Annotated in this window: 16 protein-coding genes; 11 read left to right on the top strand and 5 right to left on the bottom strand. The window is 71.4% G+C overall.

The window, feature by feature from the left end; translation table 11 throughout:
* Window positions 1-28 precede the first annotated feature (28 nt).
* A complete protein-coding gene (locus tag ACH4OW_RS10415) occupies window positions 29-2,656 on the top strand; it encodes an RICIN domain-containing protein (protein ID WP_398026539.1) in 2,628 nt (875 codons plus the stop codon).
* A 216-nt stretch (window positions 2,657-2,872) separates the two neighbouring features.
* Here ACH4OW_RS10415 and ACH4OW_RS10410 read toward each other — a convergent pair whose 3' ends face one another.
* Complete coding sequence (locus ACH4OW_RS10410) at window positions 2,873-3,802, bottom strand: LysR family transcriptional regulator (RefSeq protein ID WP_398026537.1); 930 nt, start codon at window positions 3,800-3,802, stop codon at window positions 2,873-2,875.
* A 137-nt stretch (window positions 3,803-3,939) separates the two neighbouring features.
* Here ACH4OW_RS10410 and ACH4OW_RS10405 point away from each other — a divergent pair, with 137 nt between their 5' ends.
* The 5 genes from ACH4OW_RS10405 (at window position 3,940) to ACH4OW_RS10385 (ending at window position 8,367) form a co-directional block, all read left to right on the top strand.
* Window positions 3,940-4,773 carry an inositol monophosphatase family protein gene (locus ACH4OW_RS10405; protein ID WP_398026535.1) on the top strand — a complete coding sequence of 278 codons (834 nt, stop codon included), beginning with the start codon at window positions 3,940-3,942 and terminating at the stop codon, window positions 4,771-4,773.
* A 39-nt stretch (window positions 4,774-4,812) separates the two neighbouring features.
* On the top strand, window positions 4,813-5,409 hold the full coding sequence (locus ACH4OW_RS10400) for an NADPH-dependent F420 reductase (RefSeq protein ID WP_398026533.1): 597 nt from the start codon (window positions 4,813-4,815) through the stop codon (window positions 5,407-5,409).
* A gap of 95 nt (window positions 5,410-5,504) precedes the next feature.
* Complete coding sequence (pcaC, locus tag ACH4OW_RS10395) at window positions 5,505-6,800, top strand: 4-carboxymuconolactone decarboxylase (RefSeq protein WP_398026531.1); 1,296 nt, start codon at window positions 5,505-5,507, stop codon at window positions 6,798-6,800.
* A gap of 89 nt (window positions 6,801-6,889) precedes the next feature.
* On the top strand, window positions 6,890-7,543 hold the full coding sequence (locus ACH4OW_RS10390) for an MBL fold metallo-hydrolase (RefSeq protein WP_360124151.1): 654 nt from the start codon (window positions 6,890-6,892) through the stop codon (window positions 7,541-7,543).
* Window positions 7,544-7,587: 44 nt separating this feature from the next.
* On the top strand, window positions 7,588-8,367 hold the full coding sequence (locus ACH4OW_RS10385) for an exodeoxyribonuclease III (protein WP_398026529.1): 780 nt from the start codon (window positions 7,588-7,590) through the stop codon (window positions 8,365-8,367).
* On the opposite strand, the gene ACH4OW_RS10380 is transcribed toward ACH4OW_RS10385, so the two are convergent.
* Window positions 8,364-10,241: an SGNH/GDSL hydrolase family protein gene (locus ACH4OW_RS10380; protein ID WP_398026527.1), complete on the bottom strand. Its 1,878-nt coding sequence runs from the start codon at window positions 10,239-10,241 to the stop codon at window positions 8,364-8,366. The genes ACH4OW_RS10385 and ACH4OW_RS10380 overlap by 4 nt on opposite strands.
* 134 nt (window positions 10,242-10,375) lie before the next feature.
* Here ACH4OW_RS10380 and ACH4OW_RS10375 point away from each other — a divergent pair, with 134 nt between their 5' ends.
* Window positions 10,376-10,798 carry a DUF6278 family protein gene (locus tag ACH4OW_RS10375; RefSeq protein ID WP_360124142.1) on the top strand — a complete coding sequence of 141 codons (423 nt, stop codon included), beginning with the start codon at window positions 10,376-10,378 and terminating at the stop codon, window positions 10,796-10,798.
* A 24-nt stretch (window positions 10,799-10,822) separates the two neighbouring features.
* Here ACH4OW_RS10375 and ACH4OW_RS10370 read toward each other — a convergent pair whose 3' ends face one another.
* A complete protein-coding gene (locus ACH4OW_RS10370; protein WP_360124139.1) occupies window positions 10,823-11,578 on the bottom strand; it encodes a GntR family transcriptional regulator in 756 nt (251 codons plus the stop codon).
* A gap of 253 nt (window positions 11,579-11,831) precedes the next feature.
* Between ACH4OW_RS10370 and ACH4OW_RS10365 the strand changes: the two genes are divergently transcribed.
* From ACH4OW_RS10365 to ACH4OW_RS10350, 4 genes are read left to right on the top strand one after another with little or no spacing between them, the layout of a single operon-like run.
* On the top strand, window positions 11,832-12,575 hold the full coding sequence (locus ACH4OW_RS10365; RefSeq protein ID WP_398026524.1) for an amino acid ABC transporter ATP-binding protein: 744 nt from the start codon (window positions 11,832-11,834) through the stop codon (window positions 12,573-12,575).
* A gap of 14 nt (window positions 12,576-12,589) precedes the next feature.
* A complete protein-coding gene (locus ACH4OW_RS10360) occupies window positions 12,590-13,504 on the top strand; it encodes a glutamate ABC transporter substrate-binding protein (RefSeq protein ID WP_398026522.1) in 915 nt (304 codons plus the stop codon).
* Between the two features lie 16 nt (window positions 13,505-13,520).
* Window positions 13,521-14,165 (top strand): amino acid ABC transporter permease, encoded by a 645-nt coding sequence (locus tag ACH4OW_RS10355; RefSeq protein ID WP_360124130.1) that lies wholly within the window; start codon window positions 13,521-13,523, stop codon window positions 14,163-14,165.
* Complete coding sequence (locus ACH4OW_RS10350) at window positions 14,162-15,028, top strand: amino acid ABC transporter permease (protein ID WP_360124127.1); 867 nt, start codon at window positions 14,162-14,164, stop codon at window positions 15,026-15,028. The genes ACH4OW_RS10355 and ACH4OW_RS10350 overlap by 4 nt, the downstream gene beginning before the upstream one ends.
* A gap of 16 nt (window positions 15,029-15,044) precedes the next feature.
* Here ACH4OW_RS10350 and ACH4OW_RS10345 read toward each other — a convergent pair whose 3' ends face one another.
* Together ACH4OW_RS10345 and ACH4OW_RS10340 are read right to left on the bottom strand one after the other, a co-directional pair.
* Entirely contained in the window at window positions 15,045-16,673 is a 1,629-nt protein-coding gene (locus tag ACH4OW_RS10345) for an alpha/beta fold hydrolase (RefSeq protein WP_398026519.1), read from the bottom strand.
* 151 nt (window positions 16,674-16,824) lie between these two features.
* Window positions 16,825-18,030, bottom strand: a complete 1,206-nt coding sequence (locus ACH4OW_RS10340) for a globin domain-containing protein (protein ID WP_398026517.1) — start codon at window positions 18,028-18,030, stop codon at window positions 16,825-16,827.
* Window positions 18,031-18,072: the final 42 nt, after the last annotated feature.

Raw genomic sequence — 18,072 nt, 5'->3', positions numbered from 1 at the left:
CGGTGACACGCAAGGAGAACACCTCCCCATGAAGAACCCCACGGACGGGCGGCGCCGCGGGCGTCACCGCCGTCGCAGAGCCGCGACGGGCCTGGTGCTCGGCGTGCCGGCCGCCGTCGTGCCGTACCTCCTGTTCACCCAAGAGGACTCCCAGGCCGCGACGATCGACGCCGGTGCCTACTACAGGCTTGTCTCCGTGCGCAGCGGCAAGGTGCTGGACGTCAACGCCTTCTCCACCGCCGACGGCACCCGCATCCAGCAGTGGACCGACCAGAACACCACCAACCAGCAGTGGAAACTGAAACCCACCGGGGACGGCTACTACGAGCTCGTGAACCGCAACAGCGGCAAGGTGCTGGGTATAGCGGGCGGTTCGACCGCCCGGTCGGCTGCCGCCGAGCAGCAGACCGACAGCTCCTCCGCCTCCCAGGAGTGGCGGATCGACGACGTGAGCGGCTCCGGCGCCGTCACCTTCACCTCCCGCAAGAGCGGCCAGGTCCTGGACGTCTCCGGAGGCGCCACGGCCCAGGGCGCGGCGGTCGTCCAGTATCCCGGCAAGGGCAGCACCAACCAGCAGTGGAAGCTGGTGAAGGTGACCGGCAGCCAGGCGGCCGCGGCCGGGCCGTACACGTGGAGGAACGCCCAGGTGGTCGGCGGCGGTTACGTCACCGGCCTGGTGTTCAACCCACGGGAGAAGGGCCTGCTGTACGCGCGCACCGACATGGGCGGCGCTTACCGCTGGGACACCGCGGCCGAGCAGTGGATACCGCTCACGGACTGGCTCGGCGAGAAGGACTGGAACCTGCTGGGCATCGACGCGCTGGCCACCGACCCCGTCGACCCCGACCGGCTCTACCTCGCGACGGGCACCTACACCAACAACTGGGCCGGCAACGGCGCGATCCTGCGCTCCACCGACCGGGGCCGCACCTTCCAGCGCACCGATCTGCCGTTCAAGTTGGGCGGCAACGAGGACGGCCGCGGGGCGGGCGAACGGCTCGCGATCGACCCCTCGGACCACCGCACCCTGCTGCTGGGCACCCGTAAGAACGGCCTGTGGCGCAGCACCGACCACGGGGTGACATGGCGGCAGGTCTCTTCGTTCCCGGTCAAGGACGGGGCGGGCAGCGGTGCGGGCATCTCCTTCGTGACGTACGGGCCGGCCGGCAGCAACACGGTCTACGTCGGTGTCGCGGACAAGTCGGCCTCCCTCTACCGCTCCACCGACGGCGGCAGCACCTGGAAGGCCGTCTCCGGGCAGCCCACCGGCCAGCTGCCCCAGCACGGCGTGGTCTCCGGTGACGGTTCGCTGTACCTGACGTACACCGACAACCTCGGACCCAACGGCGTGACGGCCGGCTCGGTGTGGAAGTACACCCCGGCAGGCGGAGCGTGGAAGAATGTTTCCCCGCCCCAGGGCAGCTACGGCTTCTCCGGCCTGGCCGTCGACCCGCGCAAGCCGTCCACGGTGATGGTCACCACCCTCGACCGCTGGTGGCCCGAGGACGAGATCTACCGCAGCACCGACGGCGGCACGACATGGCAGGCGCTGGCCGGGAAGTCGGTACGGAACGCCTCCGCCGCTCCGTACATCGGCACCCACACCGGCCACTGGATGACCGCCCTGGCCATCGACCCCTCCGACTCCGGGCACGTGCTGTACGGCACCGGCAACGGCATCTGGCGCAGCAAGGACGCCGACGCCACCGACAGCGGCGGCACCAGCCACTGGACCGTGGGCGCGCGCGGCCTTGAGGAGACCGCGCTGATGGACGCGATCGCCCCGCCCGGCGGCGCCACCGTCATCACCGCCATGGGCGACCAGGGCGGCTTCCGCCACGACGACCTGACCAAGGTGCCCGCCGGGCGGATGAACAACCCGATGATGACCAACAGCACCGACATCGACTTCGCCCAGGCCAACCCCTCGGTGATGGTCCGTGTCGGCCGTGGCGGCGCGCAGGACGGCGCCTACTCCACCGACGGCGGCAACAACTGGACCGGCTTCCGGTCAGAGCCGGTGGCCGGCGCCGACAGCGGCCAGGTCGCGCTTGCGGCGGACGGTTCGAGCATCGTATGGACCGAGACCGGACAGGTCCCGTACCGCTCGACCGACAAGGGAACGAGCTGGTCGAAGGTCGGTGGCCTGGGCGCCGGCGCCGTGGTCGTCGCCGACCGCTCCTCGGCCGGCACGTTCTACTCGCTGGCCGGCGGCACGCTACACGCCAGCACCGACGGCGGAGCGACCTTCACCGCCCGGGCCACCGGCCTTCCCGCCGACGGCCGGCTCACCGCCGTTCCCGGCGTCGCGGGCGACCTGTGGATCGCCGGCGGTGACCACGGCCTGCTGCACTCCACCGATGGCGGCCGCACCTTCGCCAGACTCACCACGGTGAAGTCGGCCGCCGCCCTCGGCTTCGGCAAGGCCGCACCGGGCGCCTCCTACCAGGCCCTGTACATGATCGGCACCGTCAACGACGTCAGCGGGGTCTTCCGCTCCACCGACAAGGGCGCCACCTGGCTCCGCGTCAACGACGACGACCACCAGTGGGGCAACATCAGCGGCGCCGGCGTCATCACCGGTGACCCCGACACCTTCGGCCGCGTCTACATCGGCACCAACGGACGCGGCCTCCAGTACGGCGACCCGTCCTGACCCCGACGCCAGAGCGGATGCACGTACGACGCGTGAGCTGACGCGCTGACAGCAAGAGACAGCCGCCCCTCCTGACCGATGCGACATCCCGGTGGGAGGGGCGGCTGTCTGCCTTCTGCTGTGGAGCGGGACCTCTGGCGGGGGGCATGGAGCACGAGATTGCAGCGTGGACCTTGTTGAAGTCGCCGAGGTGGCGGGGTGGACCCTCCGGCCGGCTCATCCCATTCCGGGCGGATCCCGGTGTGGGTCACGTCGGGGCGCCAATGCGGTCCGCGCCAGATCGCGTAGCCAGACGTGTGCGGGGTCGCTGTCATAGCGCTGATGCCATGACAGGTACACCGAGGCCGACGGCAGCTCGAACGGCAGGGGGAGCAGAGTCAGCCCGAGGGCCGTGGCCGTTGCACGCGTCGTCGATTCGGGGGCTGTGACGAGGAGGTCGGAGTCGCGCACGAACTCGAAGGCGGTGCTTTCGGTGGGCGCGGTCGCCACTACCCGGCGGGTGAGGCCGAGCCGCGCGAGAGCGTCGTCCAGGGCATTGCCGAGCCTTCCGCGCCGCGAGACGGTGACGTGCTCGGCCGCGGCGTACCGCGCGGCGGTGACGGCCTTGACCCGGGTGAGCGGGTGGCCCTGCCGCACGACGATGACGTGCCGGGTCTCGGCCACCCGGTCGGCGCGAATGTCGGGTGCGGTCGGGCGGTTCGCGTTCGCCTCCAAGTCGACCTCACCGCGGCGCAGCTCGGGAGTGTCGATGCTCGATTCCGCGAGGAAACGCAGACGCACGCCCGGCGCCTGCTCGCGTACGGCCGCGAGAAGCGCGGGGCCACCGAGTGCGACGAGTGAATCGTGCCAGCGGAGTGTGAAGGTGCGCTCAAGGGTCGTGAGGTCGAGTTCGCGGCTCGGTGCCAGCACGCCTCGGACCTGCTGTAGCAGCTCGTGCACCTGTTCCCGGATGGCGATCGCGTACGGCGTCGGGGTCATCGTGCGCCCGGTACGTACCAGGATCTGATCCCCTGTCGTGCGCCGGATCCGGCCGAGGCTCCGGCTCATCGCGGGGGCGGTGACGTGCAGGCGCTCAGCGGCGCCCGCCACGCTGCCTTCCTCCAGGAGCGCGTCGAGCGCGGCGAGCAGGTTCAGATCCAATTGCATGGGAGTCATGCTAGCCGTGCTTTACATGCACTTGTGGTTAACGATCGGTCCTCATACCTTCGAAATGCGGGCGCGAAAGGAACACAAGTCCTCGCTCAGCCCGCCTCATCACCCCCTTCTCGGATGGGAGCACCGCCATGCCCGAATCGATGCAGAGCACCCCAAGCGCTGCAACCGCCGGTTCCGCGTCCGACGCCGACCTGCTCGCACAGACGGCGATCGCCGTGCGCGCGGCCGCTTCGGTGCTGCGGGAGCGGTTCGGCGACGTGGTCCGCTACCGGACCCGCGAAGAGCTGATGCGCGCGCTCGCCGCCAACGACGACGCGGCCCTCGACGTCCTGCGCCCCCGCCTCACCCTCCTGCGCCCGGACGCCCGCTTCGTGGAGGACGAGTTGGCGGGCGGTGCCCTGCCCCCCGGCGAATGGTGGGTGCTGGACCCGGCCGAAGGCAACGTCAACCACCTGCACGCCCTGCCGGAGTGGGCGGTGACCGCCACGCTCGTACGCGACAACCAGCCGGTACTCACCGCGGTGCACCTGCCGTTGACCGGGGAGACCTACACCGCACTCGCCGGTGCCGGCGCCCGGCTCGACGGCCGCCCGCTGCGCGTGTCCCGGACCGCGGACCTCGGCTTGAGCCTCGTGGCCACGAGCCAGGCCAGGCCGGACGAGGACGAGCAGGTCGTGCGGCGCATCGGCTCCTCGATCACCGCGATGCTCTTCGACGCGCTCGTGGTACGGACCTCCGTGCCCGCCACCCTGCATCTGCTGAACGTGGCCGCCGGCCGGATCGACGCCTTCTGGCAGTTCGCCGGGGCCCGCGCGGACCTGCTTCCCGGAGCGCTGCTCGTCGCCGAGGCCGGCGGACGGATATCCGACGCCGAGGGCCGCCCCTGGACCCCGCAGAGCGAGAGCTTCCTGGCCGCCGCGCCCGGCGTACACACCGAAGCCGTCACCACGCTCTCCCGCTGACTCCCAAGAGAACCACCACACCGGAAGGACCACATCGGCATGACCAAGATCGCCGTTCTCGGAAACGGCCGCGTCGGCGGCAGTCTCGCCCGAACCCTCACCGGGGCCGGGCACGAGGTGACCGTGGCGGACCGCTCACCGGGCTCTGCCGCCGACGCCGCCCGGACAGCGCAGGTCGTCATCAACGCCACCCCGGGCGCCGGATCGTTGGAGCGGCTCGTCGCACTGCGCGAGGAACTGCGGGGCAAGATTCTCGTGGACGTCTCCAACGCCACCGTCGACGGACCGGACGGGCTGCCGGCCGGCCTGCTCTACCCCGGCTCAAGCCTCGCGGAGCACCTCCAAGAAGCCCTCACCGGCACGCGCGTCGTCAAGACGCTCAACACGATGCTCTACACGGTGATGACCGCGCCCGCCGCGCTCACCCAGCCACCGACCGCCTTCCTCTCCGGCGAGGACCCGGAGGCCAAGCAGGTCGTACGCGGGCTTCTCGCCGACCTCGGCTGGCAGCAGGAGTGGATCACGGACCTCGGCGGGATCGAGACCGCACGGGCCACCGAGGCCGCCGTCCTGTTCGTACCGCACGTGATCCGCTCCAGCGGATTCGCGCCCTTCGCAATCTCGATCACCCGCTGAAAGCCCGAGGCGGCTCTTCCAACCGACCTGGGCCGGACGGTGTCTACCGACCCCCTGTTATACGGGCGCCCGTGACGGATGAGAGGGTCAGCCGGGTGAGTGAGACGACGGTGAAGACCCTGCAATACCGTGCTGACGGGCCGGAAGACGCACCTTGTCTGGTTTTGGGTGCGGCGCTGGGGACGACGTGGCATATGTGGGATCGGCAGGTTCCCGAGTTGGCGCGGCACTGGCGTGTCGTGCGGTTCGATTTGCCCGGTCATGGCGGTTCGCCCGCTTATCCCGCCGCTTCCGTCGCCGAGCTGGCCGACCGGCTTGTGGCCACCCTCGACGTGCTGGGTGTGGACCGCTTCGGCTACGCGGGGTGTTCCGCCGGTGGCGCGATCGGTGCCCAGCTCGCGCTGACCCGGCCGCAGCGTGTCACCTCGCTCGCTCTCATCTCGTCCTCCCCGCGCTACGGGACCGCCGACTCCTGGCGGCAGCGCGGCGTGGTGGTCCGTACGAACGGGCTCGACCCGATCGCCCGCACCTCGCCCGAGCGCTGGTTCACCACCGGGTTCGCGGGGGCGCAGCCCGCCATCGTCGAGTGGGCCGTCCAGATGGTGCGCACCACCGATCCGGGGTGCTACATCGCCGCCTGTGAGGCGATGGCCGCCTTCGACGTCCGTTCCTCGCTCCAGCGGATCGGGGTGCCGACCCTCGTCGTCGTCGGCTCCGAGGACCAGGTCACGCCGACCACCGACGCCCGCACCCTGGTGGCCGGCATCCCGGACGCGAGCCTGGCGCTGGTTCCCGGTACGTCCCATCTGGCGCCCGTCGAGCAGCCCGCCGCCGTCACCGAGCTGCTCATCCGGCACTTCACCGCCGCCTGGCTCGACAAGCCGGGCGCCACGGGGCAGACCGCGATCGGCGCCGCCGTGCCCAAGCAGGTGCTCGCGCCCGCGCCGCCGCTCCCGGTGGTGGCGCCCGCGGCCATCGAGTCCGGCATCGCGCAGCCGGAGGTGGCCAGGGGCGGCGCGTACGAGCGGGGGGTCAAGGTGCGCCGCGAGGTGCTCGGCGACGCGCACATGGACCGGGTGGAGGAGACGGCCGACGACTTCACCGGGGAGTTCCAGGAGTTCGTGAACCGGTACGCGTGGGGCGAGATGTGGTCCCGGCCGGGGCTGGACCGGCGTACGCGCAGCATCGTCACCCTGACCGCGCTGGTCGCCCGCGGTCACCAGGACGAGCTGGCCCTGCACACCCGCGCCGCGCTCCGCAACGGGCTCACGCCCACGGAGATCAAGGAAGTCCTGCTGCACACCGCGGTCTACTGCGGTGTTCCCGCGGCCGACGCCGCGTTCGCGGTGGCCCAGCGCGTCATACGCGAGGAGACCACCCCGGAGGGCTGACCCGGTAAGGAGACCACCCCGAGGGCTGCCCCGGCTCCTCGCGCGCCCCTTCGCGGCCCGGCGTACCCCCGCGCGGCAAGATGGGGGGCATGGAACTCACGAAGAAGACCCACGCCTGTGTCCGCCTGGAGAAGGACGGGCAGGTGCTCGTCATCGACCCCGGGCTCTTCAGCGAGCCGGACGCGGCGGTCGGCGCCGACGCGATCCTGATCACCCACGAGCACATGGACCACTTCAACGAGGAGCGGCTGCGCGCGGGCATGGAGGCGAACCGCGGGGCCGAGATCTGGACCCTGTCCAGTGTCGCCGAGCAGATTTCCGCCGCCTTCCCCGGGCGGGTGCACACGGTCGGTGAGGGGGACACCTTCACCGCCGCCGGCTTCGACGTCGAGGTGCACGGGCAGCTGCACGCTGTCATTCACCCGGACATTCCGCGGATCACGAATGTCGGCTACCTGATCACCACTGAGGACGACGGCGGCACCGTCTTCCACCCGGGTGACGCGCTCACCGTCCCGCAGGGCCGTACGGTCGACACGCTGCTGCTGCCCGTGCACGCGCCCTGGAACAAGGTCGCCGAGGTGATCGACTACGTCCGCGAGGTCCGGCCGCGCCGCTCGATCGACATCCACGACAGCCTGCTCCAGGACCACGCCCGCCCGGTGTACGACGGCATGATCGAGAAGCTCGGGGGCGCCCAGCACGACCGCCTGACGCCCGGCGAGCACACCGGCTTGAGCTGAGCGCCTGACGCCGGCTGTCACACCCCCGCTGTAGGTTTACGGACATGCGCATCGCGACCTGGAACGTCAATTCGATCACCGCCCGCCTCCCGAGGCTGCTGGCCTGGCTGGAGAACACCGGCACGGACGTGCTGTGCATCCAGGAGACCAAGTGCTCGGCCGAGCAGTTCCCGTACGACCAGCTGCGCGAGCTGGGCTACGAGGCCGCCGTGAACGCCACCGGACGGTGGAACGGCGTCGCGCTGCTGTCGCGGGTGGGCCTGGAGGACGTGACCCCCGGCCTGGCCGGCGGCCCGGATTACGAAGGGGTGCAGGAGCCGCGCGCGGTCTCCGCGACCTGCGGCCGGGCCCGCGTCTGGTCGGTGTACGTCCCCAACGGTCGGGAGATCGACCACGCGCACTTCGCGTACAAGCTCCAGTGGTTCGAGGCGCTCAAGGCGGCCGTCGCCGAGGACGCTGCGGGGCCGCGCCCCTTCGCGGTCCTCGGCGACTTCAACGTCGCGCCCACCGACGACGACGTGTGGGACACCTCCGTCTTCGAGGGCATGACGCATGTGACGCCCGCCGAGCGCGCCGCTCTCGGCGCCCTTCGGGAGGCCGGCCTGTCGGACGTCGTGCCGCGCCCCTTGAAGTACGACCGCCCCTTCACGTACTGGGACTACCGCCAGCTCTGCTTCCCGAAGAACAAGGGCATGCGCATCGACCTGGTCTACGGCAACGAGCCGTTCGCCAAGGCCGTCTCGGACGCCTATGTGGACCGCGAGGAGCGCAAGGGCAAGGGCGCCTCGGACCACGCGCCGGTGGTCGTCGACCTGGATGTTTAGGGGGATTGGCGTGTTGGGGTGAGTGGAGTGGCTGGGGTGATGGGGGTGGTTGGGCCGGGTTGCCAGGGCGTTGGGGTGGTTCGGCCCGGTGGGACGAGTTCGCGCAGGTCCACCGACTCGCCGAGCGCCCGCAGGCCCGCGTCGCCGGGGTGCAGGTGGTCGCCGCTGTCGTACGCGGGCAGCAGCCGCTGCGGGCGCCGCGGGTCGCGGAGTACCGCGTCGAAGTCGAGTACGGCGTCGAAGTCCGCGCCGTGTGCCCGGAGGGCGGCGTTCACGGCGGTGCGCCGTTCCTCGACCGCCGCCGTGCAGTCCGGGAAACCCTCGCACGGCGCGATGGTAGCGGCCACCACCCGCAGCCCGCGCTCGTGCGCGCGCCGGGCGATGGACCGCAGCCCCGCCAGGACCTCGCTCGCCGGGGTCCCCGCGCGGACGTCGTTGACGCCCTCGAAGACCACGACGGTACGGACCGACGGCTGGGCCAGCACGTCCCGCTCCAGCCGGTGCCGGGCGCTGACCCCGCCGGTGTCGGTGCTCACGCCGTCACCCGGGTAGCGGTCCGTGACGACCCGGTTCGCCGCGATGCCGCTGTTGACGACGCCGTAGCGCGGCAGCAGGTGCTGTGCCCGGAGGCGGCGGGCCAGCACGTCGGGCCAGCGGCGGTTGGCGCCCGGCGTCGAGCTCTGGCCGTCGGTGACGGAGTCGCCGAGCGTCACGACCGACCCGGGGCCGCCGGAGACGTCCACCCCGGTCAGGAACGGCCAGCCGGTCAGCGTGCCCGGGTACGAGGCGCCGCCGGTCTCACCCGTACGGTCTCCGCTGCCCGCCGCGCTGACGTAGGAGACCTGCCGGGACTCCCGGTGCACCGGCGCCGCCGTCACCGTGCCCGGCAGGTGGAGGCTGATCAGGAGGTTGCGGCCCGGGGGTATGGGGAAGCCCAGCGGATCGCTGAACGCCTGGGCGCCGGCCGGGATGCGTACGCCCCGCCGCCCGTCGAACGTCAGCGGTACGGGCCGGCGCGCCGCTCCGGCTCCGCCGCCCGCGCCTTGGACGGCCACGCTCGCCGCCCCGATGTCCACCGGCGCCGACGCGAAGGTGTTCGCCAGCCGGGCCCGGACCCGCGGCCCGCCCGCGCTGCTGTGCACGACCAGCCGCAGCGTCTGGTCCCGCCATGGCCCGGTCTTCGTGTACCCGGCCGTGCTCTCTCCCCAACTGCCGGTCCACGAAGCACTGTTGTCGCGCACGGCGGCGGCGAAGACGTGCAGGTCGGCGCTCGGGCCCGGGTCCCTGGGGAGGACGAGCGCGGCCACCTCGCGTCCGCGCGCCACCGGCACGCTCACCACGTACAGCCGCGTCCGCTCCGCCCGTTGGCCGCCGGGCGTGTTGACGTGCGGCAGCGCCACGGCCTTGGTGCTCAGCGGTCCCGTACGCCAGTCCGGCGCGGTCAGCCGGTACGTGCTGCGCGACCCGTCCCGGTAGCGGACCGTGCCGCTCCCGGTCGCCGCGCCGCCCGTTGCCGCGACGAGCAGGGACAGCGCGTCGCCGCGCCCGCTCAGCCGTACCGCCTGGCCGTCGGCCCGCACGTTGTCGGGGCGGCCCGCGCGGGCGCACGGCCACCGCAATCGGGCCGCGTCGAAGGTGAGCACCCGGCCCGGCGTCCAGCCGGCCGCGGCGAGATCGCGCGCGGACAGCGAGTTGCCGGCGCCGTCGAAGTCCGCCGACGCCGGGTCGGACGGTTCGCTGACCGCCGTGTTGTCGAAGAGCCTTTCCAGCGGGGCCGGTTCGGCGGGCCGATGCGGTGGCTCCGGGGCCGCCGCGGAGGTGAGAGCACAGGAAAGTACCGGGGCGAGGACCACACCCCGCAGTCGTACGCGCATACGGTGTTCCTTCCGGTGTCGCCGGGCACGGGGACCGGGACCGGCCGGAGCCGGCGGCCGGGGGACGGTGATCCGGCCACCGGCCTGCCGCGCGCCTGTGGCCACCGCCCCGGCCCGGGTGGGACGCTACGCCCATGAACATGTCTTTCCTGGACAAGTGGCGCAAGCGCCCGGAAGCGGGCCCTGTTGTCGAAGACGACCCCGAAGGCGCGGCGATGCTCCTGGCGGAGTGCGAGCTGCTGCGCGCCCAGGCCCAGACCGAAGGCGTGGAACTGGACGACTCGGTGCACTCGTTGGAGGCGCTGGACCAGCTGCGGCCCGCGTGGCGCGACGACCCCGACGTGGTGACCTGGCTCGGCAACGACGCGGGCTGCTACCTGGGCACGGTGCTGGTGCGTACGGTGCCCGGCGCGGCCTGGAAGGTGTGGCCCGGCGGTGAGCCGGTGGTGCGGCTGGCGTCCGGCCGGGAGGTGGACGTGGTGACAGCGGGCCGGGACTGGGCGGCCAACGGCGCTCCCGAACTGTGCCAGCTCTACGCGGAGGCCGCCGAGAGCTGATCCCGCGTCACGGCCGCGGGCCGGTCATACGAATCCGATGTCGTACGCGAGCCGCCAGCGGTCGGCCCGTACGACGATGTCCGAGGTCTCCACGGCCCGCCCGTCCGCGTCGAAGTGCGTGCGCTCCACGACCGTCACGCACTGCCCCGGCGAGCAGCCCAGCGCCTCCGCCTCGGACGTGGAAGCGGGCCGGGAGCCCACGCACTCCTCGGCGCGCACCACCCGGATCCCGATGGCGGCCATCCGCCCCCGTACCCCGCGCCGGGCATAGGGCCCGCACTCCGGGAAGACGACGTCGGTGCCCTCGGTGATGGCGAGCGGTTCCCAGCTGGTGGCGAGCTGTACGGGCTGCCGGCTGGCCAGGTACTCGTACACCGAGCGCACGACGCCGGTGCCCGGCACGATGCACAGCCGCCGCGCCACCCGCTCCGAGGCCGCGTCCGTCGTGGAGGACGCCTCCCAGGTCAGTGGCGCGCCGTCGGCCGGGTCCGCCAGGGCTATGCGGGCGGCGAACGGGGAGTCCACGGCCCCCGTGGACCGCAGCAGGGTGCCGATCGGCGCCCGGTCGGTCACGAACACCCCCCGCCCGAACTGTCCTTCCGCGTAGCCGGCGGCTTTCAGGACGCGTACCGCCCGGTCCACGGTCTGGTCGCTGGCCCCGTAGGCCCGCTTGAGCTGGGAGCGGGAGGGGATCCGGGCGCCGACGGGGAGGGCTCCCTCGTCGATCCGGCGGCGCAGGTCGTCGGCGATGCGCTGGAAGACAGGTCGGTTGTCACCCATGCCCCACAGGCTAGGTACGCAGGCCGCTCTGTGTACCTAGGGAGAGGCGGGCGGGCTAAAGCGTGTCTTGCCGTGTGGGGCCACCCCACCCCAGCGGTGGCTGGGGAGGCGTCCCGGGCACGGCAGGCGTGGGGAATTTCGCCGGTAAGCGTGGCTTATCCGGGCTTTTGTGCGTGTCAGTGGGGAAGTGCCGCTTCCGTACGGGTAGTTTGCGGTCCCTTGGCCGTACGGACGAGAGTGAGCAGGGCTGCATATGGCCGGTGATGCGCTGATCGAGCTGCGCGGGGTCAACAAGCACTACGGGAAGCTGCATGTCCTCCAGGACATCGACCTCACCGTCGGCCGCGGCGAGGTGGTGGTGGTCATCGGGCCCTCCGGGTCCGGCAAGTCCACCCTGTGCCGCACCATCAACCGCCTCGAACCGATCGAGTCCGGCACCATCACCCTCGACGGCCACCCGCTGCCCGAGGAGGGGCGTGAACTGGCCAGGCTGCGCGCCGAAGTCGGCATGGTCTTCCAGTCCTTCAACCTCTTCGCCCACAAGACCGTGCTCGCCAATGTGATGCTCGCGCCGGTCAAGGTCCGCAAGCGCAAGAAGGACGAGGCCGAGGCGCGGGCCCGCCAACTGCTGGAGCGGGTGGGGCTGGCCGCGCACGCCGGGAAGTACCCGGCGCAGCTCTCCGGCGGCCAGCAGCAGCGCGTGGCCATCGCCCGCGCGCTGGCCATGGAGCCGCAGGCGCTGCTGTTCGACGAGCCGACCTCCGCCCTCGACCCGGAGATGATCAACGAGGTGCTGGAGGTCATGCAGCAGCTGGCGCAGGAGGGCATGACCATGGTCGTGGTCACCCACGAGATGGGGTTCGCGCGCTCCGCCGCCAACCGCGTCGTCTTCATGGCCGACGGCCGCATCGTCGAGGACCGCACCCCCGAGGAGTTCTTCACCGCGCCCGCCAGCGAGCGCGCGAAGGACTTCCTCTCCAAGATCCTCAAGCACTGAACGGGGGCGCCGCCGTGCACCAGAACCGATCCGCCCTCGTGGCGCTCGCGCTGACCGCCGTCGCGCTGCTGGCCGCCGGCTGCGGCAAGTCGGGCAGCCCGCCCGTCAAGGGCCCCAAGGGCAGCCAACTGCCGCGCTACACGACCGCCCAGGGTTTTCAGCTGCCCGCCTCGGCGACCTGGCGCAAGGCCAAGGGCCGCGGCCGGCTGGTCGTCGGCGCCAAGGAGGACCAGCCGTACATGGGCGAGCGGGACCCGGCCTCCGGCACGTACACCGGCTTCGACGTCGAGATCGCCAAGATGCTGTCCGCCTCGCTCGGATTCGACCCGAAGTCGGTCCAATTCAAGACCATCTCCTCCGCCAACCGCGAGACGGCCCTCCAGAACGGCCAGATCGACTACTACGTCGGCACCTACACGATCAACGACAAGCGCAAGCAGCAGGTGGGCTTCGCGGGCCCGTACTACATGGCGGGGCAGGGCCTGCTGGTGCGCAAGGACCAGAAGGGCATCGACGGGCCGGGGGACCTGGCGGGGAAGAAGGTGTGCTCGGCGGCCGGTTCCACGCCGTACCAGCGCATCCAGGCGGACTACCCCAAGGCGGACCTGGTCGCCTACGACACGTACTCGGTGTGTGTGGACAACCTGCTGACGTACCAGGTCGACGCCGTCACCACCGACGACGCGATTCTCATGGGCTACGCCGCCAAGGCCCCCGACGAGATGCGGCTGGCCGGCAAGCCGTTCTCCGAGGAGCCGTACGGCATCGGCGTGCCGCGTGGTGACAGCGCCCTGCGCCTCGCGCTGGACGACGCCCTCGCCGCCCACGAGAAGAACGGCGACTGGAAGAAGGCGTACGACGCGACGCTGGGCCTGTCCGGCGTCCCCGCTCCGAAGCCGCCCGCGATCGACCGCTACCCGGCGAGCTGAGGACGAGGACCGACCGATGAACGTGCTCCTGGACAACTTCTCCCTTTACGGGAAGGGCCTGCTCGGCACCGTCGAACTGACCGTCTTCGCCGCCCTGCTCGCGCTCGTCGTCGGCATCGTGATGGCGGCCTTCCGCGTGGCGCCGGTCGGCTCGCTGCGGGCGTTCGGCACGGTGTGGGTGACGGTGCTGCGCAACACGCCGCTGACCCTGCTGTTCTTCGCGGTACTGCTCGGCCTGCCGCGCTTCGGGCTGGTGCTGCCCTTCAAGATCTTCGCCATTCTGGCGCTGGGCTGCTACACCTCCGCCTTCATCTGCGAGGCGGTGCGCTCCGGCATCAACACCGTCCCGGTGGGGCAGGGGGAGGCGGCCCGCAGCCTCGGCATGACCTTCTCCCGGACGCTGGGGGACGTGGTGCTGCCGCAGGCGTTCCGTACCGTCATCCCGCCCATCGGCTCGACGCTCATCGCGCTCGCCAAGAACTCCGCGATCGCCGGTTCTTTCAGCGTCGTGGAGCTCCTGGGCACCTACAAGACGCTCAACGAGCTGGGCTACAGCATCGTCTGGTCCTTCATCTGGATCGCCGTCGGCTACCTGATCGTGACCCTGACCATCAGCGCGCTGTTCAACGTGCTGGAGAAGCGCTGGGGAGTTCCCCGATGACCGCTGGTAACGCCCTCTACGACGTCCCGGGACCGCGCATGAGGCGCCGGCACCTGCTCTACGGGGTGGCGGCGACGGTGGTGATCCTCGCCATCGTCGCCTGGGTGGTCTACCTGCTGATCGACACCGGCCAGTTCAGCGGCGCCAAGTGGACGCCGTTCGCGTACAAGGGCATCCAGGAGCTGCTGCTCGAAGGGCTGGGCAACACGCTCAAGGCGTTCGCGATGGCCGCCGTGCTCTCGCTCGTCCTGGGCGCGGTGCTCGCCGCAGGCCGGCTCTCCGACCATGCGCCGGTCCGCTGGGCGGCCACGCTGCTGGTGGAGTTCTTCCGCGCGATGCCCGTGCTGGTCATGATCTTCTTCATCTACGTGGCGCTGCGGGCCGAGCCGCTGTACGCGCTGGTCGCCGGGCTGACGCTGTACAACGGCTCGGTGCTGGCGGAGGTGTTCCGGGCCGGCGTCCACTCGGTGGACCGCGGGCAGCGGGAGGCCGCGTACGCGCTGGGCATGCGCAAGACGCAGGTCATGACGCACGTCCTGGTGCCGCAGGCGGTCCGTGCGATGCTGCCCACGATCATCAGCCAGCTCGTGGTCGCCCTCAAGGACACCTCCCTCGGCTTCCTGATCACCTACGAGGAGTTCCTGCACGCCGGCAAGCTGATCGCCTCCAACCTCGACTACGACCTGCCCTTCATCCCGGTCGTCCTGATCGTCTCGCCCGTCTACATCGGCATGTGCATGCTGCTGTCGTGGTGCGCGTACCGGGTCGCGAAGCGGCAGCGCAGGAGCCCCAAGACGGAGGCCGTGGACGTGAACGCGCCGGAGCCGGGGACCTTGCTGCCCGGCGCGCAGCAGCAGCACTGATCCCCGGCCGCGGTGGTCAGTCGCGTACCGGTACCGACACCCACGACGGGTCGGCGGCGGGGGAGGAGAAGGTGAGCTTCGCGCCGGCCGGGTTGTGCTCGATGTAGAGGGGGTCGACGGCGTCCACGACCACCGCCAGCCGGTGGCCCGCCGGTACGTCGTACGCCGTCGAGAACAGCTCCAGGTCCACGCCGAACGGCCGGCCGGGCGCCTTGTCGTGGAATGTGAACGGCGCGTGCGAGACCAGCCGTCCGACGCCGAGCGGGCCGACGTCGTAGAGGTAGGCGATGCCGGTGCCGCTCTCGGCGGTGCCGGTCACCGTGGTGTGCAGCTTCGCCGTGCCGCGGATGTGCTGCGGGGACGTGTATCGCTCGGACTGCCACACGGCGGCGGCCGAGCGCGGCAGCAGCGGGATGGAGGTCAGCGGCGGGATCTTGAGGAACTGGTCCAGGAGACTGGAGAGGAAAATCGTTCCACCGTTGGCGCCGGAGTCGGTGCCGGTGCCGATGCGCTGGGTGCCGTCCAGAGCGATCCTGCGGTGCGCGGAAGGCACGTCCCGCCAGCTCCCGTACCCCTCGTAGGCGCCCGTGGACCGGGACTTCAACTGTACGGGCGCCTCGCGGTCGACGCCGTTGTCGTCGCCCTTGAGGTAGTGGTCGAACCAGCGCTTGGTGTGGTCCCAGGCGTCGTTCGGCAGGCCGAGCAGGCCCAGGCCCTCGGCGGTGGCGTGGTCGCCGGGCCGGAACTCCAGCCGCTTGGGCCCCTTGAGCTTCTCGTAGAAGTCGGCGTACTGGTTGGGCGGGAACAGCGAGTCGCCCCAGGCGTTGCCCAGCATGATCGCCGCGCCATTGGCGTTGATCTTGTCGAGGTACGTCACGGGGGACCGCTTCGCCCCCCACTTGATCATGTCCTGCTCCTTGGCCAGGTCGGAGCCGAGGAAGTCCTTGAGGATGCCCTTCAGTTCCGGGCTCGGGCGTCCGGTGAGCGCGCCCGCCCCGCCCAGCAGCGCGGCCGCCTGCTGGTGCTGGGTGCGGCCGCTGTAGATCGAGTCGATCAGGTCGGCCCAGCCGCTCAGCGCCGCGACCGCCTTGACGCGTTTGTCGAAGGCCGAGGTCAGCAGGCTGATGCCGGCCCCGTACGACACGCCGCCCATGCCCACCTTCCCCGGGTCGGCGGGGGTGTTGGCCAGCGCCCAGTCGATGACCTTGGAGGCGTCGGCGATGTCCGGCGGCCCCGCGGTCTCGATCTGCCCGCCGGACTGCCAGAAGCCGCGGGAGTTGTAGCCCACCACCACGTATCCGGCGTCGGCGAGCTTCTTGGCCTGCACGACGTACTCGATCTGCGGCATGGCCCAGCTGGTGGGCAGCACGACGAGCGGGTAGCGGCGGCCGGGGACCGCGTCGCCCGGCGTGAAGACGTTGGCTTTCAGGGTGATGCCGCCGTCGCCCGTGATGTCGACGAACCGTACGTCCGGGAATTTCGCCGCGAGTTGCTGCTGCGTGACGGCGGGTGCGCTCGCGGCGGGGGCGTGCGGTGCGGCGGTGGCGGAGTTCGCCAGCGGGGCGCCCGCGAGGGTGGTGGTGACGAGCACGGCCGCCGAGACGGTACCGACGGCGGTGCGCAGCGTGGTGCGGGAGGGCGACATCTACTGCTCCTAATGCTTCAAGGCTGAAGTGACTGGAGAGTAAGATGCGCTTCTTACCGCTGGTAACCCGTCGGTAGGTTACGGATGGGTAACGTCCGGGTGTCCGGGGCTCGTTGGTGCGCCCGGCCGGCGGGCCGGGCGCACGCCCTGGTCAGAGGCCCAGGTCGGGACCGAACACCTCGTAGTGGATGTCCGCGGCACCCACGCCCGCCGCCAGCAGCTGGCCCCGGACGGCCTTCATGAAGGGCACCGGGCCGCAAAGGTAGGCGACGGTGCCGGCCGGAACCCGGATACGGCTCAGGTCGACCCGGCCCTCGTGGACGGTGACGTCCGCGGCGGCCTCGTCCGCGTCCCCGGGCCGCTCGTACCAGACCTCCGCCGTGGCGTTGTCCAGCTTCCCGGTCAGCTGCCGCAGTTCGGCGCGGAAGGCGTGGGCGGCCGGGGAGCGGTCGGCGTGTACGGAGACGACGCGGCGGTCCGAGCCGTCGGCGGCGAGCCGGGACAGGATGCCGATCATGGGGGTGCAGCCGATGCCGGCCGAGGCGAGCAGCAGCGGGCGGTCGCTCTCCTCCGGCACCACGTCGCCGAAAGGCGCGCTGACGCGCAGGACTTCACCGCCGCGCACGTGGTCGTGCAGGTGGTTGGAGACCTCACCCGCCGGCGAGCCGGCCGCGTCACCGGCCACCCGCTTCACGGAGAACTGCAGGCCGCCGTCCGGCTGCCCGGACAGGCTGTACTGGCGTATCTGCCGGGCGCCGTCGGCGAGCCGCACCTGCACGGAGACGTACTGGCCGGGCCTGGACGCGGGGACCGGGTCGCCGTCCACCGGCTGTACGACGAAGGTCGCCACGTCCGCGGTCTCCTGGAAGCGCCCGGTGACGCGGTACTCGCGCCAGACGTCCCCGTCCGGCGTGCCCGCCGCCTCGTACAGGCCCTTCTCGATCGCGATGAGGGCGTTCGCCATCAGCCAGTACACCTCGTCCCAGGCCGCCGCGACCTCGTCGGTCACCGCGTCGCCCAGCACCTCGGCGATGGCCGCGAACAGGTGCTCGCGCACGACCGGGTACTGCTCGGGGCGCACTCCGAGGGACGCGTGCTTGTGCGCGATGCGGGACAGCAGCGCGTCGGGGCGCTCGTCCGGGTGCTCCACCAGGTGCGTCGCGAACGCGGCGATGGAGCCCGCGAGGGCCTGCTGCTGGGTGCCGCCGGCCTGGTTGCCGCGGTTGAAGAGGTCGCGCAGCAGCTCGGGGTGGGCGGCGAAGAGCTTCTTGTAGAAGAGCGGGGTGATATCGCCGATGGCCGCCCCGATCGCGGGGAGGGTGGCACGTACGGTCTCGGCGGACTTGGACGACAGCATCGGCTGCTCCGGTTCTCGTTCTGGGGATGTGCTGTGAGGGGG

The sequence above is a fragment of the Streptomyces sp. NPDC017056 genome, from assembly GCF_044332485.1.
Taxonomy (GTDB): domain Bacteria; phylum Actinomycetota; class Actinomycetes; order Streptomycetales; family Streptomycetaceae; genus Streptomyces.
This window is presented reverse-complemented; position numbering and strand designations above follow the sequence as displayed.

Excerpts from the sequence above, each read along its gene's own strand:
- ACH4OW_RS10365 (WP_398026524.1), top strand. The coding sequence starts at position 11,832 with ATGGCCGGTGATGCGCTGATCGAGCTGCGCGGGGTCAACAAGCACTAC.
- ACH4OW_RS10345 (WP_398026519.1), bottom strand. The coding sequence starts at position 16,673 with ATGTCGCCCTCCCGCACCACGCTGCGCACCGCCGTCGGTACCGTCTCG.
- ACH4OW_RS10375 (WP_360124142.1), top strand. The coding sequence starts at position 10,376 with ATGAACATGTCTTTCCTGGACAAGTGGCGCAAGCGCCCGGAAGCGGGC.
- ACH4OW_RS10370 (WP_360124139.1), bottom strand. The coding sequence starts at position 11,578 with ATGGGTGACAACCGACCTGTCTTCCAGCGCATCGCCGACGACCTGCGC.
- ACH4OW_RS10405 (WP_398026535.1), top strand. The coding sequence starts at position 3,940 with ATGCCCGAATCGATGCAGAGCACCCCAAGCGCTGCAACCGCCGGTTCC.
- ACH4OW_RS10390 (WP_360124151.1), top strand. The coding sequence starts at position 6,890 with ATGGAACTCACGAAGAAGACCCACGCCTGTGTCCGCCTGGAGAAGGAC.
- ACH4OW_RS10350 (WP_360124127.1), top strand. The coding sequence starts at position 14,162 with ATGACCGCTGGTAACGCCCTCTACGACGTCCCGGGACCGCGCATGAGG.
- ACH4OW_RS10355 (WP_360124130.1), top strand. The coding sequence starts at position 13,521 with ATGAACGTGCTCCTGGACAACTTCTCCCTTTACGGGAAGGGCCTGCTC.
- ACH4OW_RS10400 (WP_398026533.1), top strand. The coding sequence starts at position 4,813 with ATGACCAAGATCGCCGTTCTCGGAAACGGCCGCGTCGGCGGCAGTCTC.
- ACH4OW_RS10410 (WP_398026537.1), bottom strand. The coding sequence starts at position 3,802 with ATGCAATTGGATCTGAACCTGCTCGCCGCGCTCGACGCGCTCCTGGAG.
- ACH4OW_RS10380 (WP_398026527.1), bottom strand. The coding sequence starts at position 10,241 with ATGCGCGTACGACTGCGGGGTGTGGTCCTCGCCCCGGTACTTTCCTGT.
- ACH4OW_RS10385 (WP_398026529.1), top strand. The coding sequence starts at position 7,588 with ATGCGCATCGCGACCTGGAACGTCAATTCGATCACCGCCCGCCTCCCG.
- ACH4OW_RS10415 (WP_398026539.1), top strand. The coding sequence starts at position 29 with ATGAAGAACCCCACGGACGGGCGGCGCCGCGGGCGTCACCGCCGTCGC.
- ACH4OW_RS10340 (WP_398026517.1), bottom strand. The coding sequence starts at position 18,030 with ATGCTGTCGTCCAAGTCCGCCGAGACCGTACGTGCCACCCTCCCCGCG.